This is a genomic window from Acidimicrobiales bacterium, from assembly GCA_016794585.1.
Taxonomy (GTDB): domain Bacteria; phylum Actinomycetota; class Acidimicrobiia; order Acidimicrobiales; family DATDAH01; genus JAEUJM01.
Genome location: JAEUJM010000029.1, coordinates 68,648 through 93,027, shown reverse-complemented (window position 1 = coordinate 93,027; position 24,380 = coordinate 68,648). Strand labels below are relative to the sequence as shown.

The 24,380-nt window shown below is 73.8% G+C and carries 17 protein-coding genes and 1 pseudogene; 10 read left to right on the top strand and 8 right to left on the bottom strand.

Translation table 11 applies throughout. From position 1 onward, the window contains the following. Position 1: 1 nt before the first annotated feature. The 4 genes from JNK12_14960 to JNK12_14945 all read right to left on the bottom strand — a co-directional run bounded on the left by JNK12_14960 (position 2) and on the right by JNK12_14945 (position 4,715). Positions 2-1,807: a hypothetical protein gene (locus JNK12_14960; GenBank protein ID MBL8777240.1), complete on the bottom strand. Its 1,806-nt coding sequence runs from the start codon at positions 1,805-1,807 to the stop codon at positions 2-4. An 81-nt stretch (positions 1,808-1,888) separates the two neighbouring features. Continuing rightward, positions 1,889-2,539: a response regulator transcription factor gene (locus JNK12_14955; GenBank protein MBL8777239.1), complete on the bottom strand. Its 651-nt coding sequence runs from the start codon at positions 2,537-2,539 to the stop codon at positions 1,889-1,891. A gap of 20 nt (positions 2,540-2,559) precedes the next feature. Next, on the bottom strand, positions 2,560-3,654 hold the full coding sequence (locus JNK12_14950) for an ATP-binding protein (GenBank protein ID MBL8777238.1): 1,095 nt from the start codon (positions 3,652-3,654) through the stop codon (positions 2,560-2,562). A 71-nt stretch (positions 3,655-3,725) separates the two neighbouring features. After that, positions 3,726-4,715 (bottom strand): polyprenyl synthetase family protein, encoded by a 990-nt coding sequence (locus tag JNK12_14945; GenBank protein MBL8777237.1) that lies wholly within the window; start codon positions 4,713-4,715, stop codon positions 3,726-3,728. Between the two features lie 134 nt (positions 4,716-4,849). Here JNK12_14945 and JNK12_14940 point away from each other — a divergent pair, with 134 nt between their 5' ends. The 6 genes and pseudogenes from JNK12_14940 to JNK12_14915 all read left to right on the top strand — a co-directional run bounded on the left by JNK12_14940 (position 4,850) and on the right by JNK12_14915 (position 13,002). Next, positions 4,850-7,387, top strand: coding sequence for an ATP-dependent Clp protease ATP-binding subunit (locus JNK12_14940; protein MBL8777236.1), 2,538 nt, complete (start codon positions 4,850-4,852; stop codon positions 7,385-7,387). A 66-nt stretch (positions 7,388-7,453) separates the two neighbouring features. After that, positions 7,454-8,242, top strand: coding sequence for a hypothetical protein (locus JNK12_14935; protein ID MBL8777235.1), 789 nt, complete (start codon positions 7,454-7,456; stop codon positions 8,240-8,242). A gap of 44 nt (positions 8,243-8,286) precedes the next feature. Beyond that, positions 8,287-9,699 carry an S-layer homology domain-containing protein gene (locus JNK12_14930; GenBank protein MBL8777234.1) on the top strand — a complete coding sequence of 471 codons (1,413 nt, stop codon included), beginning with the start codon at positions 8,287-8,289 and terminating at the stop codon, positions 9,697-9,699. A 72-nt stretch (positions 9,700-9,771) separates the two neighbouring features. After that, a pseudogene (gene radA, locus JNK12_14925) lies at positions 9,772-11,154 on the top strand (DNA repair protein RadA). 42 nt (positions 11,155-11,196) lie between these two features. Next, positions 11,197-12,273: a DNA integrity scanning protein DisA gene (gene disA, locus JNK12_14920; protein MBL8777233.1), complete on the top strand. Its 1,077-nt coding sequence runs from the start codon at positions 11,197-11,199 to the stop codon at positions 12,271-12,273. A gap of 66 nt (positions 12,274-12,339) precedes the next feature. Further along, positions 12,340-13,002 carry a dienelactone hydrolase family protein gene (locus JNK12_14915; protein ID MBL8777232.1) on the top strand — a complete coding sequence of 221 codons (663 nt, stop codon included), beginning with the start codon at positions 12,340-12,342 and terminating at the stop codon, positions 13,000-13,002. A 3-nt stretch (positions 13,003-13,005) separates the two neighbouring features. Here the strand turns inward: JNK12_14915 and JNK12_14910 are convergent, their stop codons facing one another. Both JNK12_14910 and JNK12_14905 read right to left on the bottom strand, forming a co-directional pair. Further along, a complete protein-coding gene (locus JNK12_14910) occupies positions 13,006-15,114 on the bottom strand; it encodes a hypothetical protein (protein ID MBL8777231.1) in 2,109 nt (702 codons plus the stop codon). Between the two features lie 127 nt (positions 15,115-15,241). After that, on the bottom strand, positions 15,242-15,901 hold the full coding sequence (locus JNK12_14905; GenBank protein MBL8777230.1) for a Crp/Fnr family transcriptional regulator: 660 nt from the start codon (positions 15,899-15,901) through the stop codon (positions 15,242-15,244). 27 nt (positions 15,902-15,928) lie between these two features. On the opposite strand from JNK12_14905, the gene ispD reads away from it, so the two are divergent. From ispD to rlmB, 3 genes are read left to right on the top strand one after another with little or no spacing between them, the layout of a single operon-like run. Further along, positions 15,929-16,594: a 2-C-methyl-D-erythritol 4-phosphate cytidylyltransferase gene (gene ispD / locus JNK12_14900; protein MBL8777229.1), complete on the top strand. Its 666-nt coding sequence runs from the start codon at positions 15,929-15,931 to the stop codon at positions 16,592-16,594. Positions 16,595-16,623: 29 nt separating this feature from the next. Continuing rightward, entirely contained in the window at positions 16,624-17,109 is a 486-nt protein-coding gene (locus JNK12_14895) for a 2-C-methyl-D-erythritol 2,4-cyclodiphosphate synthase (GenBank protein ID MBL8777228.1), read from the top strand. Positions 17,110-17,161: 52 nt separating this feature from the next. Then, a complete protein-coding gene (gene rlmB / locus JNK12_14890) occupies positions 17,162-18,133 on the top strand; it encodes a 23S rRNA (guanosine(2251)-2'-O)-methyltransferase RlmB (GenBank protein MBL8777227.1) in 972 nt (323 codons plus the stop codon). 91 nt (positions 18,134-18,224) lie between these two features. Here the strand turns inward: rlmB and JNK12_14885 are convergent, their stop codons facing one another. Beyond that, complete coding sequence (locus tag JNK12_14885; GenBank protein MBL8777226.1) at positions 18,225-20,507, bottom strand: xanthine dehydrogenase family protein molybdopterin-binding subunit; 2,283 nt, start codon at positions 20,505-20,507, stop codon at positions 18,225-18,227. Between the two features lie 50 nt (positions 20,508-20,557). Continuing rightward, positions 20,558-22,147, bottom strand: a complete 1,590-nt coding sequence (locus JNK12_14880) for a cellulase family glycosylhydrolase (protein MBL8777225.1) — start codon at positions 22,145-22,147, stop codon at positions 20,558-20,560. Between the two features lie 148 nt (positions 22,148-22,295). Between JNK12_14880 and JNK12_14875 the strand changes: the two genes are divergently transcribed. Continuing rightward, positions 22,296-24,353 carry an acyltransferase family protein gene (locus tag JNK12_14875; protein MBL8777224.1) on the top strand — a complete coding sequence of 686 codons (2,058 nt, stop codon included), beginning with the start codon at positions 22,296-22,298 and terminating at the stop codon, positions 24,351-24,353. Positions 24,354-24,380: the final 27 nt, after the last annotated feature.

Below are 24,380 nucleotides of genomic sequence, written 5' to 3'. Positions count from 1 at the left end.
GTCAGCGGAAGCTGGCGTCGAGCACGTCGCGGAGGTGGCGGCCGGCCTCGACGGGGCCGGTGTCGGTGCGGTCGAGGGCCACGCCGGCGCCGAGGAGGACGGAGCCGCCCGCGGCCAGCCACGCCCAGGTCGGCACTCCGGCCGTGACGGCCAGGGTCTCGAAGACGGTGAGCACACCGAGGAGCACGAGGCCCACGACGAGCGGCCCGGTGAGGCGGAGCCGACCGCCGACCACCACGGCCACCACGCCGACCGCTCCGGCCACGAGGCCGTGGATGCCGCTGCCACCGTCGAGGCGCTCGGCCACGGCCGTGCCCCCGAGGAGCGCGAGGGGCGGGGCGAGGGTGAACCACGAGGAAGCGGCTCGATGGCGCTCGGCCACGAGGCCGACCACGGCGAGGGCGACCACCACCGGGAGCACCAGGGCGTCGGCGGCCTCGATGCCGCGCTGGTCGAGGTGCGACCAGTAGCCCACGGAGGCGGTGACGCCGCCGAGCACGGCCACGGGCACAAGGCCCCAGAGCGCGCCGGCGAGGAGCAGCAGGCCGCCCGTCAGCAACAGGGCGGTGGCGCCGGTGGAGGGCTGTCCGGCGGCGAGCACCAGACCGGTTCCCGCAAGGGTGGCCGCGGTCAGGACGGCGGGTACCGGCCAGGGCCGGGGCGCGACCGTGGCGATCGCCAGGGGGACCAGGGCGACACCGAGGCTCACGAGGCCGGCCGCGCTCGGGACCGCGCCTGCGGCGAGGGCGCCGGCAACCACCGAGACCGGTGCCGCGACGGCGGCGAGGGCGGCCAGCGCGGGCTGACGCAGCCGGGCGGCCTCGACGACGGCCAATGTGCACATCACCGCGGCGAACGCCGCGGTGAAGGTCCCGTCGCCCGCAGGGGTCAGCTCGTCGACGGCCGGCGCCAGCAGCAGCGCCGAGGCCACCCGGGGGAGGGCCCCGAGGGCCGGGACCTGGTTCGACTCCGTGTGGTCGAGTGCGGCCCCGAGGCCCCACGCCAGGGCGAGGAGGACCGAGAGCAGCAACGGCGTGGGGACGTCACCGGCGATGGCCGCGGCGCATCCCGCCGGCGTCAGGACGGCGAGCAGGGCCAGCGGCAGCGCGGCCTCGGCGACCCAGTCGCTCCGACGGGCCGCGCCGATCGCGCCGGCGGTGCACCAGGCGGTGGTGACGAGGCCGGGGAGCACGACGGGGGCGACGGGGCCCCCGGCCAGGAGCCCGAGCCCGGTGGCCGCCACCACCGTCCCGACGACGCCGCCGGCGGCCAGGACCGGTGAGCGCTCGAGGCGGGCGCCCAGGCCGAGCGCACCGACCGCGGCGAGGCCCGTCACCAGGAGCACCACATCGGTCGGGGCCCCGCCCCGCACGAGGAGGGCGGCCACGTCGACCGGCACCAGGAAGGCGCCGAGGTGGAACAGCGCGGTCGCCGTGCCCGGCAGGGCGCGACGGCCCACCCGGCCGGCCACGAGCAGCGACGCGGTCAGGCCACCGACGATGGCCACCTTGGCGCTCTCGGGCAGATGCCCCCAGCGGACGGCCACGAAGACCACCGCGGCGGCGAAGAGCAGGAAGGCGCCCGTGCCCGCGACCAGCAGAGCGCCGAGCCGACCCGCGCCGCCGCCTTCGGGACCGGCCGGCGCCGGCGGGGGTGGCGTGGGCGGTGGTCCGTCGGGTCGCTGGGAGCTCGACCTGGAGGGCGGGGGAGCAGACGGCGGAGGGGGAGGAGTGGAGGACGGCGGCGGCGGGAGCGTTGCCGAGGTCAGCACGGTCGGCGCGGTCAGAGCAGTCGGAGGAGCAGCCATGGCCGCACTGTGCGCCCCCGGAGGGGCCTCGACCATCGGGGGTCGCCCCCATCTTCGCCTGGGGGTCCCCAGGGCGCAGGGCTACTCGATGCCGTGCTCGAGGGCGTAGCGCACGAGCTCCTGGCGCCGGCTGAGGTGCAGTTTGGCGAGGATGTTGCGCACGTGGTTCTCCACGGTCTTGGGCGAGATGTGGAGCTCCTCGCCGATGTCGCGGTACGTGTGGCCTCGGGCGACGTGCTGGAGTACCTCGCGCTCGCGGTCCGACAAGGCTTCGGTCGGTCCGCTGGCCTTGGCCATGCGGCGGAACTCACCCAGCACCAGGGCGGCGAGCTGGGGCGAGAACACCGGCTCGCCCTGGGCGGCCCGCCAGAGCGCCTGGCGGAGCTCATCGGGCGGCGTCGACTTCACCAGGTAGCCCACGGCGCCCGCGGCCACGGCGTCGAGCAGGTCCCGCTCGGCCTCCGAGACGGTGAGCATCACGATGCGGGTCTCGCCGCCGCACGTCCGCACCACGTGGAGCCCCCCGCCACCACCCATGTGCAGGTCGCAGAGCACGAGGTCCGGGTGCTCCCGGCGGATGACGGCGACCGCTTCGGCGCCGTCGCCAGCCTCGCCCACGACGTGGAAGTTCTCCCCGAGATCGGCCCGCAGGCCGGTGCGCCAGATGGGGTGGTCGTCGGCCACGACGACCCGGACCGGGCCCAGGCGCCCGGCTCCCTCGGTGGTGGCCATGGCCACGATTGAACCAGCCCTCAGCCGCGGGTGGGCACCCAGAGGCGGACCTCGGCGCCTCGACCGGGCCGCCCGTCCACCTGCACCCGGCCGCCGACGGCCTCGACCCGGCCCCGGATGGACCCGGTGAGGCCGCTGCCCTCGGCGGTGGTGGAGGGGTCGAAGCCGGCGCCGTCGTCGTTCACCGAGCAGAACACCTCGTCGCCGTCGGGCTCGACGTAGACCACGACGTGTCCCGCCCCGCCGTGGCGGCCGGCGTTGGCCAGCGCCTCGCCCACGGCCCCGGCCAGCGCGGCGGCGACGTCGGCGCCGGGCTCGTCCAGATCGGCTGCGATCACGACCTCGGCGCGCCCGCCGTAGCGGTCCTCGAAGCGGGCCGCGGCCTCCCGCAGCGCCAGGACCAGGCCCTCGGGCGGTGCCTCCCGGCCGGCGAGGAAGTCCCGCAGCTCGCGCTCCTGCTCGTGGGCGAGGCGGGCCAGGTCGGGGTCGTCGGTGCGGCGCTGCACCACGGCGAGGGTCTGGAGCACGCCGTCGTGGAGGGTGGCGGCCACCTCCGCCCGCGCCCGGGCCAGGGCGATCTCTCGCTCGGCCCGGCGCAGGCGGGCGGCGGCGAACCCGGCGGCACCACCGGCGAGGGCGTAGAGGACGATGGTCGAGAGGGCCGAGAGGGTCCGGGCGTCGGTCCACGGCCCGGTGGCCACGACGTCTCCGGCGAAGCGGGCCAGGCCCACGACGACGCCGGCGCTGATACCGCCGACGGCCCCGAAGGCGATGCCCGCGGTCAGGATCCCGGCGAGCGGCCACGCCGAGCCGAGCGACTGCGAGTGGCCGTCGACGTACGCGATGGGGTCGGCCACCGACAGGGCCACGGCCACGGCGAGCTCGGTCCCCACCACCACCGGGCGCAGCAGGCGGTCGGCGTCGGTCCGCAGCAGCAGCGTGTCGGCCACGGTCACCGCCAGGGCGGAGGCGACGAGCACGAGCGCGACCCCGGGTCGCTCCAGCTCCTCGCGGTCGACCACCACGACGATGGCCATCCAGGCCCAGGCCGCCCACCGGTACGCGGTGACGCCGGTGAGCATCCCCCGCGTCAGCGACGACCCCGGCTCGCTCACACCGCCGACGCTACCGGCCCGCTCCGGACCGGGTCCGGACGGGCTGCGTGGGCGAGGCCGCTCTGCGGCGGTCAGGCCGCGGCGCGGACGCCGGCGAGGAGGTGCTGCGCCGCCTCGCCCAGACGGAGGGCGGCGGTGGCGTGGGGGAGAGGGTGCAGGCTCTCGATGGCCGACTGGGCGTAGGCGGCGGCGGTCTCGAGGGACGAGGCCACGGCGCCGTCGGAGCGGACCATCGACCGGGCCCGGTCGAGCTGCCCGTCCTCGAGGGGCCCGCCGAGCAGGCCGGCGAGGTCGGGCGCGGTGCCCGCCGCCATCGTCCGGATGACCGGCAGGGTGTACACGCCCTCGACGAGGTCGTGGCCGGCGGGCTTGCCCAGCTGCTCGTCGGTGGCGGTGACGTCGAGGATGTCGTCGACGATCTGGAAGGCCATGCCGAAGCGCAGGCCGAACTCGGTGAGGGCGTCGACCTCGTGGCGGGGCAGCTCGCCGACGATGGCGCCCACCCGGCACGCGGTGGCGAAGAGCGACGCGGTCTTGCCCTCGATGGACGAGAGGTAGTCGGCCTCGGTGCGCCCCGCGTTGTAGGTGTCGCGCAGCTCGCGCACCTGACCCTCGCAGAGCCGGCCGATGGTGGCGGCGAGGAGGGCGGCGATCTCGACGCCGAGCGACGCCGCGATCTCGGAGGCCCGGGCCAGGAGGAAGTCGCCGGCGAGGATGGCCTGGAGGTTGCCCCACTTGGCGTTGACGCTCTCGACCGTGCGCCGGGTGGTGGCCTCGTCCATGACGTCGTCGTGGTAGAGCGAGCCGAGGTGGACGAGCTCGACCGCGACGGCGCCCATCACCACGTCATCGGAGACCTCGGCGGAGGGGTCCTCGAGGCTCGTGGAGGCGGCGGCCAGGGCGAACGCCGGGCGGACCCGCTTGCCGCCGGCGGTGATCAGGTGGCTGGCCACCTCGGTGAGGAACGGATCCTCCGACCGCACCGACTCACGGAGCGCCACCTCCACACGGGCCAGGCCGGCCTCCATGCCAGGTATCGCGAGCAGCGGGTTCTCGGCCACCAGGGGAGCGTATGCGGGCACAGCCATCCCGCCCCAACCCTCCAGAGGACCCACCTTGCGGCCGACGCGCGGGGGAGGAGAGTCCACCGGTAGACTCGCCACACGTAAACCCCTTTGATAGGGAGGCAGTTCTCTTGTTCGAACGGTTCACCGATCGAGCCCGTCGAGTGGTCGTGCTGGCCCAAGAAGAAGCGCGGCTGCTCAACCACAACTACATCGGCACCGAGCACATCCTGCTCGGGCTGATCCACGAGGGCGAGGGCGTCGCGGCCAAGGCGCTCGAGTCCCTCGGCATCTCCCTCGAGGCCGTGCGCAGCCAGGTCGAGGAGATCATCGGCCAGGGCGGGTCCTCGCCCAGCGGCCACATCCCCTTCACCCCGCGCGCCAAGAAGGTGCTCGAGCTGTCGCTGCGCGAGGCGCTCCAGCTCGGCCACAACTACATCGGCACCGAGCACATCCTCCTCGGCCTCATCCGTGAGGGCGAGGGCGTGGCCGCCCAGGTGCTGGTCAAGCTCGGCGCCGACCTGTCCCGTGTGCGCCAGCAGGTCATCCAGCTGCTCTCCGGCTACTCCGGCCCCGGTGGCCAGGAGAAGGCCAGCGCCAGCACCGGCCAGGGCAGCGAGGCCGGCGCACAGTCGGGCTCGCTCGTGCTCGACCAGTTCGGCCGCAACCTCACCCAGCTCGCTCGCGACAAGAAGCTCGACCCGGTCATCGGCCGCTCGCGCGAGACCGAGCGGGTCATGCAGGTGCTGTCGCGCCGCACCAAGAACAACCCGGTGCTGATCGGCGAGCCCGGCGTCGGCAAGACGGCCATCGTCGAGGGCCTCGCCCAGGCCATCGCCGCCGACAACGTCCCCGAGACGCTCACCAACAAGCAGCTCTACACCCTGGACCTCGGTGCGCTCGTGGCGGGCTCCCGCTACCGCGGCGACTTCGAGGAGCGTCTCAAGAAGGTGCTGAAGGAGATCCGCACCCGCGGCGACATCATCCTGTTCATCGACGAGATCCACACCCTCGTCGGTGCGGGTGCCGCCGAGGGCGCCATCGACGCCGCCTCCATCCTCAAGCCGATGCTGGCCCGGGGCGAGCTCCAGACCATCGGCGCCACCACGCTCGACGAGTACCGCAAGCACCTCGAGAAGGACGCCGCCCTCGAGCGCCGCTTCCAGCCCATCAAGGTGGAAGAGCCCACCGTGGCCCACACCATCGAGATCCTGAAGGGCCTGCGCGACCGCTACGAGACCCACCACCGGGTCACCATCACCGACCAGGCGCTCGTGGCGTCGGCCAACCTGGCCGACCGCTACATCTCCGACCGCCACCTGCCCGACAAGGCCATCGACCTCATCGACGAGGCCGGCGCCCGCCTGCGCATCAAGCGCATGGAGACCCCGCCGGACTTCAAGGAGCTCGAGAACCAGATCGCGGTCGTGGTCCAGGAGAAGAAGGAAGCCGTCGAGGCCCAGAACTTCGAGAAGGCCGGCCAGCTACGCGACAAGGAGAAGGAGCTCCTCTCCCAGCGCGAGGAGAAGGAGGTCGAGATGAAGGCCTCGGGTGTCGACCTGTTCGACGAGGTCGACGAGGAGGCCATCGCCGAGGTCCTCTCCATCTGGACGGGCATCCCGGTCTACAAGCTCACCGAGGCCGAGACCGCGAAGCTCCTGCGCATGGAGGACGAGCTCCACAAGCGGGTCATCGGCCAGGAGTCCGCCATCAAGGCCGTGTCCCAGGCCATCCGCCGCACCCGTGCCGGCCTGAAGGACCCGAAGCGCCCCAGCGGCTCGTTCATCTTCCTCGGCCCCTCGGGCGTCGGGAAGACCGAGCTGGCCAAGACGCTCGCCGAGTTCCTCTTCGGCGACGAGCAGTCCCTCATCCAGCTCGACATGTCCGAGTACATGGAGAAGCACACGGTCAGCCGCCTGGTGGGCTCGCCCCCCGGGTACGTGGGCTACGAAGAGGGCGGCCAGCTCACCGAGGCGGTCCGCCGCAAGCCCTTCTCCGTCGTGCTCTTCGACGAGATCGAGAAGGCCCACCCCGACGTGTTCAACACGCTCCTCCAGATCCTGGAGGAGGGTCGCCTGACCGACTCGCAGGGCCGCTCGGTGGACTTCCGCAACACCGTGCTGATCATGACCTCCAACCTCGGCACCGCCGACCTGCGCAAGTCCAAGCTGGGCTTCGGCACCAGCGAGGGCGCGGTCACGTACGAGCGCATGAAGGAGAAGGTCAACGACGCCCTGAAGCAGCACTTCCGGCCGGAGTTCCTCAACCGCATCGACGACACCATCGTGTTCCACGAGCTGTCGCGGGACGAGGTCATCCAGATCGTCGACCTGATGATCAAGCGCCTCACCGTGCAGCTCCAGGGCCAGGGCCTCGGCCTCGAGCTCACCGATGCGGCGAAGGTCAAGCTGGCCAACGACGGCTACGACCCCACCATGGGCGCCCGCCCGCTGCGCCGGGCCATCCAGCGACTGGTCGAGGACCCCGTGTCCGAGCGCCTGCTCTGGAAGGAGTTCCGTGCCGGCCAGATCATCGTGGTGGACGCCGAGGTCGACCCCGAGTCGGCCAAGGGCGAGACGGTGATCACCTTCACGCCCCGTGAGGGCTTCGAGCCGCCGAGCCTCGAGATGGCAGAGGCGGCCGAAGGCGTCGCCCCCGCCACCGAGTAGCACGGCGCCCTGCCCCACCTGACGCACTCCGAACTCGACGCACCCTCGGTCGCACGGCGGCCCGGGGTGCGTCGAGCTCGCGTTTTCCTGGCGGTCGCTGCGCTCGTGGCGGTGCTGGCCGGGTGCCAGGTCGACGCCCACGTCGACGTCACCATGGCCGAGGACGGCTCGGGGGCGGTCGAGGTGACCGTCACCCTCGACGAGGACGCCGCCGCCCGGGTGCCGAACCTGGCCGAGGACCTGCGCGTCCGCGACCTCGAGGCCACCGGTTGGGAGGTGACGGGCCCGACCGACACCGAGGGCGGCGTCGAGATCGTGGCCCGCAAGCCCTTCGCCAACGCCGAGCAGGGCCGCGAAGTGCTGCGCGAGATCGGTGGTCGCGGCGGCCTGCTGCGGGCATTGACCCTGCGCCGGGACCACACCTTCGCCGAGACCTCCTGGGCCTTCGGCGGGACGCTCGACCTCTCCGCCGGCCTCGCCACCTTCAGCGACGAGGACCTCGAGGCCGTGCTCGGCTCGGACACGTTCGGCCAGGACCAGGCCTCGCTCGAGGAGCAGCTCGGCGAGCCGCTCGCGGACACCATGTCCGTGACCGTCTCCGCCACCCTGCCCGAGGGCGACTTCACCACCGACGGCGAGGCGACCGGCGCCTCCTCGGCCACCTGGACCGCCGACCTGGGCGACGACCCGGTGCGCATGGCCGCCGAGTCCTCGGAGCGGGACACCACCGTGCTGGCCCTCGCCGCGGTGTCGGCCGGCGCCCTCGTCCTGCTCGTGCTGCTCCTGCTCTTCCGCGTGATCCGGGGCGGCGTCCGCCGCCGTCGGCAGCACCGCGAGGATGTTGAGCTGGCGTAGGTCTTTTGGCCCAAGTCGGGCCGTCGGGGTGTCGATGAAGGGGTGTGCCCCGTCCCTCGCACCGCCGCCTCGTCCAGGTGGTGGGCGTCGCGGCCTCGGTGGCGGTCGTGGCGCTCGGTCTGTCGGCGACGGCGGGCCCGGCCGGGGCATCGCCTGCTCGCCGGGCGATGTCGACGGGAACGGGAGAGGCGGGCGTGGTGGTGACGCCGGACATCGCCTACGGCGAGGCCCCCGACGAGACCGGTCTCCCCGAGACCCTCCGGCTCGACCTCTACGACCCGAGCGCCGTGGTCGGAGTGAGGCCGGCCCTGGTGGTGGTCCACGGCGGCGGCTTCTCCCAGGGCGACAAGACCGATCCTGTCTACGTCGCCATGGCGCAGGCCTTCGCCGAGCAGGGGATCGTGGTGGCGGCGGTGGACTACCGCCTCCGCCCCGACGCCTACCCCGAGTTCCCGGTGGCCGCGGTGGACGCCCAGCACGACGTGCAGGCCGCGGTCCGCTGGTTGCGGGTCCATTCGAGCGAGCTGCGCATCGACCCTGAGCGCATCGCGGTGACCGGCCACTCGGCGGGCGCGATCACCGCGCTGCGGGTCGGTGCCCACCCGGACGACCCGGGGGACAGCGGCACCCCGGAGGAGTCGTCGATGGTGGCCGGGGTGCTGGCCGTCTCCGGCTTCCTCGCCGGCGACGTGGGCGCGGCGTCGGCGCCTGTGCGCATGCTGCACGGCTCGGCGGACACCCTCATCCCGCTGAACTGGGCCGACGACACGTGCAAGCGTTGGGAGGCCGCCGGCGGCGCCTGTGACCTGCTGGTCTACGACGGGGCCACCCACGACGCCACCGGGTTCTTCGATCCGGCGGCGCCGGAGGTGGCGGGGTTCCTGGCCTGCACGGTCGGGGGGCCCGTCGCCTACGCCGACGTCGTCCCGGGCTCGGCCACCGCCCAGGTGGTTGCCTGGGCGACCGGCGCGGGTGTGCTCAACGGCACCGTGACGGGACCGCTGACGCCGTCGGGCGACGTCACCCGCCGCCAGTTCGCCGCGTGGGCGTGGCGCTGGACCGGCGAGGTACCCGACGCCACCGGACGGACCGGGGGGAGCGCGGCGATCGAGTGGGTGGTCGACTCGGGCATCCTCCATCCCCGGCGCGACGGGACGTTCGGAGGGGCGAGGGTCGTCTCGCGGGCCGCGGCGGCCATGGCGCTGTGGCGCCTCGCCGGCCGACCGGTCGCGGCGCCGCCCTCGCCCACGGTCCCCGGGCTCGACCCGCAGGCGAAGTACGCGCCGGCGGTGGAGTGGCTGGTGGCGCACGGGGTCGACGCCCTGCTGGTGGGCGGCACCTTCCGCCCCGACGCCCCCCTCCGCCGCGCCCAGCTGCTCCGCTCGCTGCGAGGGCTCTCCGCGGACGCCGTCGCCGGCGGCGCCGTGCCGAGCGCCCCGGCCTGCCCCGCCGCGTAGTCCCGGTCCCGGGAGTCGGTCCCAGCGCCCGGGTGCGCCACGTTGTCACACCCGGGGCGTACGTTTGTTCGTATGGCTCGGGTCAAGACGGTGTTCCGGTGTGGCGAGTGCGGCGGCGAGTCCCCGCGGTGGCTGGGGCGCTGCCCCACGTGCGAGGCGTGGAACTCGCTCGTGGAGGAGCTGGCCGAGGCCGCGCCGCTCCCTGCCGTCGCGGCACGGCGCACGGGCGCGGGCCCCATGCCGATCGACCGGGTGCCCGCCGACGAATGGGTGGCCATCCCCACCGGCATCGACGAGCTCGATCGGGTGCTCGGCGGGGGGCTCGTCCCCGGATCGGTCACCCTCCTGGGGGGTGAGCCCGGGATCGGCAAGTCCACCTTGTTGCTCCAGGCTGCCGCGACCCGCGCCGCGGCCGGTGACCGCGTCCTGTACGTCTCGGCCGAGGAGTCCCGTCAGCAGGTGCGACTCCGGGCCGGTCGTCTCGACACGCTCGACCCCAACCTCTGGTTGGTGGCCGAGACCAGTCTCCCCACCGTGCTGGCCGACCTCTCGTCCACCGATCCCGCACTGGTGGTGATCGACTCCGTCCAGGCCCTGGCCGACCCGCAGCTCTCGTCGGCACCGGGCTCGGTGGCCCAGGTGCGTCACGTCGCCGCTCAGCTCGTCACCGAAGCCAAGCAGCGGGGGGTGGCCGTCGTGCTGGTGGGCCACGTCACGAAGGACGGGTCCCTGGCCGGGCCCCGCGTGCTCGAGCACGTGGTCGACACCGTCTGCACCTTCGAGGGCGACCGCCACCACGCCCTGCGCATGCTGCGGGCGGTGAAGCACCGCTTCGGCCCCACCCACGAGCTGGGCCTGTTCCAGATGACCGACCGGGGCATGCTCGGCGTGCCCGACCCGAGCGGCCTGTTCCTGTCCGACCGCCGGCGGGGGGTGCCGGGCTCGGTCGTCGTGCCCACCCTCGACGGCAACCGGCCACTGCTCGTCGAGATCCAGGCGCTGGTCACCGGTTCCGACCTCGGCAACCCGCGCCGCTCCGCGCAGGGGGTCGACAGCGGGCGGCTGAACATGATCCTCGCCGTCCTCCAGGAGCGGGCCGGCATCTCCGTGGCCAAGTCCGACGTGTACGCCCTCGCCGCCGGGGGCCTGCGCGTCACCGAGCCGGGGGCGGATCTCGCGCTCGCCCTCGCGGTGGTCACCGCCGCCAGCGACACCCCGCTGGTGGATGGGGTGGTGGTCTGCGCCGAGCTGGGCCTCGGTGGCGAGCTGCGCCAGGTGGCCCGACTCGATCGACGCCTCGCCGAGGCCGCCCGCCTCGGCTTTGCCACCGCCCTCGTCGCCCCCGACGGCCCCGAGCCCCCGCCGGGCATGCGGGCCGTGCCCGCCGCCACCCTGGCCGAAGCCGTGCGGCTGTGCCACGGCGGTGGCCTCGGCCGTCCCCTCGTGGCCGCGGTCTGACCCGCCCGTCCGACAGGGGTCGCCCACTAAGCTCTCGTCGTGGCGCAGCCAAGCGAAGCCCTCCGGGCCGCCCTGGCCGCCTCCGCGCCCGGGCGTCCGCTGCGCGAGGGCCTCGATCGCATCCTGCTGTCCGGGATGGGCGCCCTGATCGTCGTCGGCGATGGGCCGGACGTGCTCAACCTCTGCTCGGGCGGCTTCCTGCTCGACGCCGCCTTCACCCCACAGCGCCTGTCCGAGCTGGCCAAGATGGACGGGGCCATCATCCTGGCCGCGGACGCCAGCCGCATCGCTCGGGCCAACGTCCACCTCGTGCCCAACCCCAACGTCCCCACGTCCGAGACGGGCACCCGCCACCGCACGGCCGAGCGGGTCGCCCGCTCGATCAACGTGCCCGTCATCTCGGTGTCCGAGCGCATGGCCGTCATCGCCGTCTACGTGGGTGACGAGAAGCACCCCCTCGAGCCCATCCCGCGTCTGCTCGACCGGTCCAACCAGGCGCTCCAGACCCTCGAGCGCTACCGCACCCGCCTCGACGCGGTGTCCCGGTCGCTGTCGGCGCTCGAGGTGGAGGACCTCGTCACCCTGCGCGACGTGGTCAGCGTCATCCAGCGGGCCGAGATGGTGCGGCGCATCGCCGAGGAGATCGACAGCCACATCGTCGAACTGGGCGAGGACGGCCGGCTCGTGCGCCTGCAGCTCGAAGAGCTCTACTCCGGCGTGGTCGCCGACCGCCGGCTCGCGGTCGCCGACTACTTCCACCGCACCGAGGCCCACCGCCTCGAGGATGCGTTGGACGCGCTGGCGAGCTTGTCCACCGAGGATCTCCTCGACCAGAAGGGTGTCGCGGCAACCCTCAACCTGCCCGGGTCGGCCGACGAGGTCGACCTCGATCTCGGTGTCGCCCCGAGAGGGCATCGACTCCTGGCCAAGATCCCCCGTCTGCCCGAGGCCGTGATCGACAACGTGGTCGAGCGCTTCGGCGACCTCCAGAAGATCATGCGGGCCACCATCGCCGACCTCGACGAGGTCGAGGGCGTGGGGGAGAGCCGGGCCCGAGCCATGAAGGACGGCCTCGCCCGGCTGGCCGAGACCAGCATCCTCGACCGCTACGGATGACCGGTGCGGCCGCGGCCGCACCCCGCCCACCGCTGTGCCCCGACCGCTCCCCATGAGGTTGCCCCGATGATCGAGACCATCACCCTCCCCTCCGGCGTCCCTGCCCGTGTCGCCCGTCCGAGCGAGGGCGCCGCCATCGCCGGCCTCGTGATCGCCCCCGACATCGGAGGCCTGCGGCCCCTCTTCGACGACCTCTGCCAACGCCTCGCCGACGAGAACGGCTGGGTGGTGTGCGCCCCCGAGCCCTTCCCCGGGCGCGAGCACATGGACCTCGGCGAGCGCATGGCCGCCGTGGGTGGCCTGGTGGACGGCACCCAGGTCGGTGCCCTGGTGGAGGCCGCCGACGCCACGGGTGAAGAGCGAGTCGGACTCATCGGCTTCTGCATGGGCGGCATGTACGCGCTGAAGGCCTCGGGCACCGGTCGCTTCTCGCGGTGCGTCGCCTTCTACGGGATGATCCGTGTCCCCGAGGACTGGCAGAGCGAGGGCCAGGGCGAGCCCCTCGAGGCGGTGACCACGCCTGGCGCCTCACCGGTGCTGGCCATCATCGGCACCAACGACCCGTACACACCGGCCGGCGACGTCGACGACCTCGAGGCAACGGGGGCCGAGGTCGTGCGCTACGAGGGCGCCGAGCACGGCTTCGTGCACGACCCGAGTCGCCCGGCCCACCGCCCCGACGACGCCGCCGACGCCTGGCGCCGCGCCGTCACCTTCCTGAACGGCTGAGGCTCACCGCACCGTCACCCGGGCGAGCACCGTGTCGACGCGGGTCGTCTCGGTCGTCGAGCGACTCCGGAGGACGATCGAGCGCGTCCCTGGCGCCGCGCCGGCAGACGCCACGGCCTCCACCCTCACCAGTACGGACTGGCCGGGCGCCAGTGGGCGAGTGAGGTAGGTGCGTCCCACGACCGCTCCGGTCAGGTCGGTGGCGGTCCGCCCTCGGAAGAACCGGACGTCGACCCCGGGACTGGTGCCGACGCGTCGCAGGTCGAAGGTGTCGGCCACCGCGCCGTCGTTCTCGATGCGAACGTAGAACGTGGCCCGACCGCCGCGTCGGCGTGTGGCGTCGACCGCTTGGGCGGCGCCGTCGCGTCCATAGGCGTCGCCGCCGACGAAGGCCCGACCGGCGAGCTTCAGGGCGAGGTCGGGCTGGTGCGTGAGGGTGACGGTGACGTCGACCGGGGTCGAGTCCACCGGCTCGGTCTGGTCGCTGTCGGCGGTGGCGACGTTGGTGTAGGTGCCGGCGTGGTTCGCCGCCGTGGTGTACGAGCAGTCCACGGTGACCGCGTTGCGGACGGTGAGCGTCCCGACGTCGCTCGCACAGGCCGGTGCGGCGGGATCGACCACGGTCACGCCAGAGAGGTCGACGTTGCCCGTGTTGGTGACGGTGACGTGGTAGTCGATGGCCGAGCCCGCCTCGACCTCGGTCTGGTCGGCGGTGACGTCCACGGCCAGTGCGGGCGCCGGCGTCCCGAGGTCGACCGCCGGCAGCTGGTCGCCCATCTCGCCGGGTGCGTCGCCGCGTACGGACGTGTCCCCGAGCCCGAGCTGGCCACGCTCGTTGTCGCCCCAGCACTTCACGGTGCCGTCGTCGAGGACCGCGCAGGCGTGGAAGTCCCCGAGGGTCACCGCCGTCGCGGTGCGCCCCGGACCGAGGTCGATCGGGAGGAGGGCATCGCCCATCTCGTCGGGTCCGTCGCCCCGACGCAGGAGGTCGCCGGTGCCGAGGGTGCCGCGCTGGTAGTCGCCCCAGCACTTCACGGTCTGGTCGTCGAGCAGCACGCACGTGTGGTGGTAGCCGCCGGTGGTGAGGGCGACCGCGGTCCGGCCCGTCCCAAGGTCCACCGAGGGGTGGTCGTCGGGGAGCGGCTGGCTCAGCCCAGCGGGTGTGGTGGTGCCGATGCCGAGCTGGCCGTCGTTGTTCTGGCCCCAGCAGACCAGTCGCTGGTCGTCCCGGAGCGCGCAGGCATGGGTGTCGCTGACGCTGATGGCGGTGGCCGTGCGCCCCGGGCCCAGGTTCACCGGCACCAGGGCACTCCCCATCTCGCCGGGGTCGTCGCCGACGCTGTCGTCCACGTCGTGGCGATCGGTGTGGACGCCGTCCGTCTCGCCCCAACAGACGACATCGTGGGTGTCGCGGATCGCGCAGGCGAACTCGGCGCCCGCGTCGACGGCCAGGGCGGTACGCCCGGGCCCGAGGTCGACCGGAGCCAACGCGGCCATCTCGCCGTCCTGGTCGCCGAGGGGCGTCAGGACACCCTGGCCGAGCTGCCCGTAGGCATTCCCACCCCAACACTTCACGGACCCGTCGTCGAGCAGCGCGCAGGTGTAGCCGATGCTGGGCCGGTGCCAGCCGCGAGCCGCCGCCGTGATGGCCACGGCCGTGCGGCCCTCGCCCAGGTCGACGGGCGCCAGGGTGTCACCCATCTGGCCGGTGCTGTAGCCGTGGCCGAAGGTGTCGTCCTGGCCCAGCTGGCCGACGTCGTTCATGCCCCAGCACTTCACGGTGCCGTCGTCGAGCAGCGCGCACGTGTGGTGGCCCGCGGCGGCGATGGCGGTGGCGGTCCGGTCGGCGCCGAGATCGACGGGCGGGAGCCCATCGCCCAGCTCGCCGGGGGTGTCCCCGCGGGTGTCGGTGTCACCGACGCCGAGCTGGCCGTAGGCGTTGCCCCCCCAGCACTTGACCTCGCCCGTGCCGAGGAGCGCGCAGGAGTGGTCGGTCCCCGCCGTCACCTGGACCGCGGTCGGTTCGTTCGGAGACTGCTGCACGGTCTCGACGGCGGCCCCTCGGGTGGGCGTCGCCGACGCCGTCGGTGCGGAGACCGCGAGGGCCGCCACGAATGCAAGGAGGAGCGCGGCGCCGGTCCACCGGCCGGTGTGTCGTCGTACTCGTCGCTGCTCGCGCACGTTCTGCCCCCCGCTCGTCGCGCCCGGGCCCAGCGTAGGAGAGCCGACGCCGGCGCGCTCAGCGAGCGCGGATGGTCATCTGCTGGCGGTTGGTGATGGTGTACCCGCCGTCCGCAGGCTCGAGCCAGCCGAGGCGGATGAACGACGAGATGGCCTTGTTGACCCGCTCGCGGGAGGCGCCGACCATGCCCGCCAGCTCTTCCTGGGTGATGGGCAGCTCGAAGTGGTCGCTCTCACCGGCGAGCTCGAGGAGGCGCTTGGCGGTGCGGCCGGTGACGTCGAGGAAGACGGAGTCGGCCAGCGCCTCGTCGGTGGTGCGGAGGCGGCCGGCCAGCAGTTCGACGACCCGCCACAGGTGCCCGGGCTCGGCCTCGAACACCTCGCGCAGGGGCTCGTAGGGGATGGCGATGAGCTGCGACTCCTCGAGGGCCCTCGCCTCGGCCGAACGGGGGAGGCCGTCGAAGAGGGGCATCTCGCCGAACAGGTCGCCGCGCTCCATGAGAGCGATCAGCGACTCCCGGCCGTCCTCGGACTTGTTGGCGATGGCGATGCGGCCCGACTCGACCACGAACAACGCGTCCGGGTCGTCCTCGACGGAGAACACGACGTCGCCCCGCTCGACGGTGAGCATCGAAGCAGCCGCGGTCACGGTCGCGAGCGCGTCCGGGCTCAGGTCGCGGAACAGCACGACGTCGGTCAGCACCCCCTGATCCACCATGACGTTCGTCATCGTAGATTGCAGGTCGTGCCCCCGTCCCCTTCACCTCACGAAGCCGCACCGAGTGGTGACACCTGGGCCGTCGTCGTGGCCGCCGGCTCGGGGGCCCGCTTCGGCGGCCCGAAGCAGTTCGAGCCGCTCCGCGGCCGGCGCGTGATCGACTGGTCGCTCGCGGCCGCCCGGGCCGCATGCGACGGCGTGGTGTGCGTGCTCCCCGCCGGCACCGGCCGATCGGAGCCCGCAGCCGACGTCTCCGTGCCCGGCGGCGCCACCCGGTCCGAGTCCGTGCGGGCGGGACTGGCGGCGGTGCCCGACGATGCCGGCGTCATCGTGGTGCACGACGCCGCCCGCCCGGTGGCGCCGGCCTCGCTCTTCGCCGAGGTGATCGCCGCGGTCCGCCAGGGCGCCGACGCCGCCGTCCCCGGCGTCGCCGTGCACGACACCATCCGCCACGCCGACGAAGGTGTGATCGACCGCTCCCACCTCGTGGCGGTGCAGACGCCCCAGGCGTTCCGGGCCTCCGCCCTCCGAGCCGCGCACGCCGCCGGCGGCGAGGCCACCGACGACGCCTCGCTCGTGGAGGCCGCAGGTGGCACGGTGGTGGTCGTGCCCGGCCGCTCCCACAACTTGAAGATCACCGACCCCGGTGATCTGCGCATCGCCGCGGTCCTGCTCGACGAGGCCGACGCGTGACCGACGCCCGCCCGGCGGCCGGCGCCGGCCTGCGCATCGGCCAGGGCTTCGACCTGCATCCCTTCCTCGGCGACGACGAGGACGCGGGTGATCGGGTGCTCACGCTCGGCGGCGTCACCTTCCCCGGCGAGACCCCGCTGCGCGGCCACAGCGACGCCGACGCCGTGGCCCACGCCTGTGCCGACGCGCTCCTCGGCGCCGCCGGGCTCGGTGACATCGGCCAGCACTTCCCCGACACCGATCCCGCCTGGGCCGGCGCCGACAGCATCGCCCTTCTGGCCGAGGTGACCGCCCGGGTGCGCGCCGCCGGCTGGTCGCCCGCCAACGTCGACTGCACCGTCATCGCCGAGCGCCCCAAGCTGGCCGCCCGCCGCGACGACATGCAGCAGCGCCTCGGCTCCGCCGTCGGCGCGCCGGTGTCGGTGAAAGCCACCCGGGCCGAGGGCCTCGGCGCCCTCGGCCGTACCGAGGGCATCGCCTGCCTCGCCGTCGCCCTCCTCGTGGAGACCTCATGACCCTGCTCGCCCCACCCACGCTCCACCAGCAGGCATCGGCCGGGAGGCGGCCGTGAGCCCGCCCCGCCAGGGCGGTCGAGGCGGCGGCGGTCGCTCCGGCGGCGGTGGTCGCTCCTCCGGGGGCGGGGGCCGCTCGCCGTCCGGGGGCGGTCGGGGCGGCGGGAAGGGCCGCGGCAAGCCGCCGGCGGGTCGCGGGCGATCGGGCGACCGCAGCGGCGCCCGCGTCGGGGCACCCCCGGCACGGCCCAACCGCAACAAGCCCGTGGACAAGCGGGGCCTGGGGGGCGAGCAGGTGGAGGGCCGTCAGTCGGTCCGCGAGCTGCTGCTGGCGGGCCGACGCAAGACCGTCGAGGTGATCTTCAGCTCGGGCCTCGACGACGCGCCCATCCTCGACGACATCATCGACCTCGCCGACGAGCACAAGGTCCCGGTGAACGAGCTGAGCCGGGCCAAGTTCGACTCGACGGCCCGCACGGAGTCGTCGCAGGGGGTCCTCGCGTTCGCTCAGCCGGTGCCCGAGCACTCACTCGACGAACTGGCCCAGGCGGGCGACCGGTCCACCGGCCAGGCGCCCTTCCTGCTCATGGTCGACGGCGTCACCGACCCGGGGAACCTGGGCGCCCTGCTCCGTTCGGCGGAGTGCGCCGGCGTGTCCGGCGTCGTGCTGCCGCGCCACCGGGCTGTGCACCTGTCGCCGACCGTCACCAAGTCCGCGGCCGGCGCCATCGAGCACCTGCCCATGTGCCTCGTGGGGGGGCTCCCCGCCGCCATCACCCGTCTGCAGGAGCTCGGGGTCTGGGTGGTGGGCCTCGACGGCGCCGCCGACCAGTCCCTCTTCGACCTCACCCTCGCGAAGGAGCCGGTGGCGCTGGTGCTGGGCAGCGAGGGAAAGGGCCTCTCCCGCCTGGTGGCCCAGCGCTGCGACAGCGTGGTGTCGATCCCGCTGCGCGGCGCGCTCGGCTCGCTCAACGTCGGCGCCGCCGGCACCCTCGCCTGCTACGAGGTCGCCCGCCGGCGGGTCTGAGCCCGCCCGACCCGACCCCCTCCCGTTCTGGGCACTCCCGTGTGTGCTCAGCGGGTCCCGGGGAGTACCCGGAACGTCGGTACGTCCGGGGTCAGACCGTGGCGGCGGCGTCTTCCAGCGCCCGCCACACCCGCTCGGGGGTGCAGGGCATGTCGACGTGGCGCACGCCGAGGTGGGCGAGGGCGTCGACCACGGCGTTCTGCACGGCCGGTGTGGCGCCGACGGTGCCGGACTCGCCGATGCCTTTGGCCCCGAGCTCGTTGTAGGGCGTCGGCGTCTCCATGGGGATGCGCTCGAACATGGGCAGCTCGGTGGCGGTGATCACCGCGTAGTCCATGAAGTTGGTGGTCAGGGGGTTGCCGTCCTCGTCGTAGCGCACCTCCTCGAGCAGGGCCTGCGCCACGCCTTGGGCGAGGCCGCCGTGCACCTGGCCGTCGGCGAGGAGGGGGTTGAGGATGGTGCCGGCGTCGTCGACCGCCACGAGGCGGGTGAGCTCGACCGAACCGGTCTCGGTGTCGATCTCGACCACGGCGAGGTGGGCACCGAAGGGGAAGGTCGGGCCCGGGGCGTTGAAGTCGGACACCCCCACCAGCGGGTTGGCACCGGCCGTCGACGTGGCGACCTCGTCCCATCCCACGGAGACCGCGGGCACGCCGGCCACGTGGAAGCGACGACGGCCGTCCGCGCCGGGCTCACCGAGCACGAGGTCGTCGGCACTGGCCTCGAGCAGGTCGGCGGCGGCGTCCCGGGCGAGGTCGTGGAGCTTGCCGGCGGCGTCGTGGATGGCCGAGCCGGCCACCTGCACCGAGCGGGAGCCGCCGGTCACCGAGCCGGTGGGGATGACGTCGGTGTCGCCGAACACGACCTCGACCTGGTCGATGGGCACCCCGAGGCGGTCGGCCACGAGCATGGCCCAGGCCGTCTTGTGGCCCTGGCCGTAGGGGGACGAGCCCGTCTTGGCGAGGAAGGTGCCGTCGGACCGCAGCTCGACGGAGCCGAACTCGGAGCCCCCGCCGAGGGCGGTGATCTCGACGTACACGGAGAGCCCGAGGCCCAGCACCTTGGTGGCGCCGGCGTCGCGGCGGCGCTGCTGCTCGGCCCGCAGCTCGGCGTAGCCGGCGGACTCGAGCAGGAGGTCGAGCGCGGCCGTGTAGGCCCCGATGTCGTAGGTGGCGCCGCCAGGGGTGTCGTAGGGGAAGGCGTCGTCGGCGAGGAGATTGCGGCGGCGCACCTCGGCGGGGTCCCTGCCGATCTCGGCGGCGAAGAGGTCCACTGCCCGCTCGATGGCCGCGGCGGCCTCGGGACGCCCCGCACCCCGGAACGCGACCAGCGGCGTGGTGTTGGTGGCCACGGACTCGGCGCTGAACTCGGCGTTGGTCACGTCGTAGACGCCGGTGGTCATCATCCGGGTCATGAAGGGCAGGATCGCTCCCATCATCGGGTAGGCCCCCGAGTCCTGGACGACCTTCAGGCGGTAGGCGGTGATCTTGCCGTCGCGGGTGCCGCCGATGGTGACGTCCTGGATCTGGGCGCGGCCGTGCCCGAGGTTCACCATCGACTCGGAGCGGGTCTCGGTCCACTTCACGGGGCGGCCGAGGTGCTTGGACAGCGGGCCGAGGAGGAGGTCCTCGGGGTAGGCGCTCGACTTCGAGCCGAAGCTGCCTCCCACGTCGGGGGTGACGACGCGGACCTGGTCCTCGCCGAGGCCGAGCACCTTGGCCACGGACTCCCGGATCGGGTGGGCGCCCTGGTTGCTGGAGTAGACGACGAGGCGACCGTCGTCGTCCCAGTACGCCGCCGCCGAGCGCGGCTCGATGGGGCAGGGCGCCACCTTCTGGTTGACGATGCGCTGCTCGACCACGACCTCGCAGTCGGAGAAGTCCGCGGTCATCCCGCCGGCGGGGATGGACATGACGCCCTGGGTGTCGGCGTCGGGGAAGAGGGGCTGGGCCGGCGAGAGGGCGGCCTCGGGGTCGACGACGGCGTCGAGGGGGTCGTAGTCGACGATCACCAGCTCGGCCGCGTCGGTGGCCTGACTGCGGGTCTCGGCCACGACCGCGGCGATGGGCTCGCCCACGAAGCGCACGACGTCACGGGCCAGGAGAGGGCGGAGCATCTGCTGGTTGAGGAAGCCCATCGACGGGGCCTGGTCGGCGATGTCGACGTCGTCGATGGTCCACACCGCGAGCACGCCCGGCATCGCCGCCGCCTCGCTGGTGTCGACCTCGAGGAGGCGGGCGCTGGCCATGGTGGAGCGCACGTAGACCACGTGGGCCGGCGTTCCCGGCAGCACGACGTCGTCGACGTAGGTGCCCCCGACGGTCAGGAAGGCGGGGTCCTCGGTGCGCAGCACCCGGTTCCCAAGGATGGACATGAAGGTGTTCCCCCGTCCTGGTCGGACTCGATCACCGGGGACGCTAGTGCTCAGCCGCCGACCTGGAGCGCGTCGGTCGGGGTCACCCGCACCTCGTACGTGCCGGACACGGGCACCTCGACACGAAACCCGCCGGCGCCGGCGGTGACGGTCCCGGAGGCGCCGGTGGTGGTGGACACCAGGGGGACCCCGAGGTCGCGGTCGGGCACCCAGAGCACGAGCGTGCCTTCGCCGTCGACCTCGCCGCGGATGCGGGCGGCGCCGGTCACGGGATCGTTGCGCAGGCGGGTGAGGCGCCCCGGCGCGGCCCGGGGATAGGTGCGCGAGAGGATGGTCGCCCACGGCTGGGTCAGCCCCAGGTCCTCGCCGCTCGGGCAGGCGGTGCGGTGCAGGTGCACGAGCACCTCGGGCGGCTCGTAGGCGGGGCCCACGCCCACCGAGTGCGGGTCGCCACAGGCCTGGCGCCATTGCCACCAGGCGCCGCCGACCAGGTGACGGTCCTCCTGGCGTGCGTACTCCGCCACGAGGCCGGCCTGCTCGTCCGGGTCGCCGAACCACCCGTACTCGCCCACCCAGAAGGTGGTGTCGAGGGCGGCGGCGGTGGTCTCGGCGTTGGCGAACCCCTCCGCGATGGTGACGCCCGCGGACGAGATCGACTCGGCGTAGAGGTGGGGGGAGAACACGACGTCGGGATCGTCGGTGAAGTCGGTCGGCACGGGCGCGTCGCCCAGGCCCGACCACAGGATCACCGGCTCCACGAACACCAGGTGGGGGGTCTCGGCGCCGCCGGCGGCCTCACCGCGGCGCACGGCGTCGATGGCGCGGCCGTAGAAATCGCCGAGCGCGGCGTTCGTCCCGTCCACGCCGGGCCCGAAGCCCGGCTCGTTCAACAGGTCGTAGCCGGCGATGGCCGGTTCGGCGCCGAACTCCTCGCCCAGCCGCTCCCACACCTCGATCAGGTGGTCCTGGATGCCTTCGGTGTTCGCCCAGAAGTTGTTCCATGCCGCCACCACCGCCCCGGCGCTCTCGCGGCCCCCGGTGTCCGAGCGGCAGGTCGACGCCCCGTCGGTGAGGGTGGCCCACTCGGGCGCGCCGTCCCACCCGATCGCCGGGGACTGGCCGTCCGGGCAGGTGGTCCCGGACGGGCTGGCCACGAAGCTCGAGTACGCGTCCTGGTGCATGTCGAGCACGGTGTAGAGACCCTGCGCCGCGGCTGCGTCGACCGCGGCATGGACCTCTGAGAGGTACTCCTCGTCGATCTCACCGGGATCGGGTTCGAGCCGGGACCAGCTGAGGAGGAGGCGGACGACGTCGAACCCCAGCGCGGCCATCTCGGCGAACTCGCCGTCGTCGTAGGCGAACGTCGGCGGGAGGTCGGGGTTGGGCTGGTCGTACTCGGCGAGGGTGTTGAGGTTGACGCCGCGCAGCAGCACCTGATTCCCGTCGACGTCGACGATGCGGGGATGCTCGCCACGCTCGAGGCGCAGGGGCGCAAGGTCGTCGGCACCGAAGGGGGCGCCGTCGACACGCTCGACGACGGTCGTGTCGGTGGTGCCCTCGGACTTGCCGCCCGACGAGCAGGCGCCCGCCACCAGAGCGACGACGAGCAGGGCGGCGGGAAAGGCGGCGTGTGGGCGCACGCGTCCATCGTGGCAGCAGCGTCCGGTCGGTGGCGCCCATGCCCGGCGACGATCTGACGAGGTGGAGGCGACTGCGCCCGGAATCCGACGGCCCTCGCCTCCACCTCCGCGTCGGCCACCGGGTCACCGGCGCCGGTAGCTTGCGGCGGTGCGGTACCGGCCCGAGATCGACGGGGTGCGGGCCCTCGCGGTGGTGGCGGTCGTCGCTTACCACGCCGGGGTGCCCGGGTTCGGCGGCGGGTTCGTCGGCGTCGACGTGTTCTTCGTGATCTCCGGGTTCCTGATCACCGGTTTGCTGGTCGGGGAGGTGGAGCGCTCCGGACGCCTCTCGGTCGCCGGCTTCTACGGGCGGCGGGCCCGCCGCCTGCTGCCGGTGGCGGCGCTCGTGACCGTCGCCACCGTGGTCGTGGGCTGGTGGGTGCTCTCGCCCATCGACCGGGGGGACCTGACCGCCGACGCGCTCGCCACCTCGACCTACACCATCAACCTGCGGCTCGCCGCGCAGCACTACGACTACCTGCGCGCCGACCTGTTCCCGTCGGCCTTCCAGCAGTTCTGGTCGCTGGCGGTGGAGGAGCAGTTCTACCTGGTGTGGCCTCTGGTGCTCTGGGCGGCGCTGCGTGGGGCCTCGGCCCGTCGGCGCGCCGCGGCGGTGGTCGGTGCCGTAGTGGGGGCATCGTTCGTGGTCTCGCTGTGGTGGACCGCCGCTGCCCCCGAATGGGCCTTCTTCGCCCTGCCGGCCCGGGCCTGGCAGCTCGGCCTCGGGGCGCTCCTGGGCCTGGCCTGGTCGCGCGTCGAGCGGCTCGACGAGCGCGGGCGCGCCGTCGGTCAGCTCGTCGGTCTCGCCGCCATCGTCGCCTCGGTGGTCGGGCTGTCGTCGGCCACGGCGTGGCCGGGATGGTGGGCGCTGCTCCCGACGGTCGCGACCCTGCTCGTGTTGGCGGGCCCGCCTTCGGGGCCGTTCGCGGCGCTGCTGGGACAGGCGCCGCTCACCTGGGTGGGCGTGCGGTCGTACTCCTGGTACCTCTGGCACTGGCCGACCATGGTGTTCGCCGCCGCCGCTCTGGACCGCGACGTCGGCGGCTGGCCCGCCGTGCTGGCGGGGGTGGGCGCCCTGGCGCTCGCCCACGTGACCTACACACTGGTCGAGCAGCCGGTCCGGCGGGCACCCAGGTTGGTGGCGTCGCCCCGGGCCAGCGTGGTGCTGGGCCTCGCGGTGACGGTCACTTTGGCTGGCTCCTTCGCGGTCTTGCACGCCACCCGCGCCGACGTGCTGGGGCCCGGTACATCGGTCGCCGACGACGGCGGTGCCCCGACGCCCCTCGACCCCGAGCGGCTCGACGCCGCCGCGCTCGTCGAGCAGGTGCCCGCCAACCTCACCCCGGCCCTCGCCGACGCCCGCGCCGACCTCCCCGTCGTGTTCACCGACGGCTGCAACGGCGACCTCGGGCCGACCACCGTCGACGCGGCCCGGGTCGAGGCCTGCACCTACGGCGACGCGGACGGAGACCGGACGGTGGTGCTGGTCGGCGACTCGCACGCGGCGCAGTGGCAACCCGCGCTCGCCGCCCTGGCCGAGGACGCGGGCGTGCGCCTCGTCGTGCTCACCAAGTCGGCCTGCCCCGTCGCCGACCTCACCGTCGACAACCGGCTGCTGGGGCGGCCCTACACGGAGTGCGACACGTGGCGGGACGACGTCGTCGCGCTCGTCGGCGAGCTCGAGCCGGACCTCGTGGTCGTCGCCAGCTCCTCGCGCTACGACGCGCCGGCTCCAGACGGCTCGGGCGCGGAGGCCGACGCCGAGGACTGGACCGCCGCCCTCACCCGCACCCTCGGCGCCGTGGCGGCGACGGCGCCCACCGTCTTCCTGGGGGACACCCCGTACCCGGCCGGCGACGTGCCCGCCTGCCTGGCGGAGCACCTGTCCGACGCCCCGGCCTGCGCCCTCGACCGCGGTCAGCTCGCCTTCGACCTCGCCCGGGTCGAGGCCCAGGCCGCCTCGGATGCCGGCGTCCCCCTCGTCCCGACGGTGGACCTGGTGTGTGGCCTCCAGCGGTGCCCGGTCATCGTCGGCCGCCACCTCGTGTACCGCGATGCCAGTCACCTGGCCACGCCCTACGTCGAGCGCCTGGCGCCACAGGTCGGCGCCCTCCTCGACGCCGCCGCTCCCCGGGCCGGCGCGTCCCCGCTCTTCGGGGCTGGCTGATCGGGTTCCGGGACGACGACGGCACCG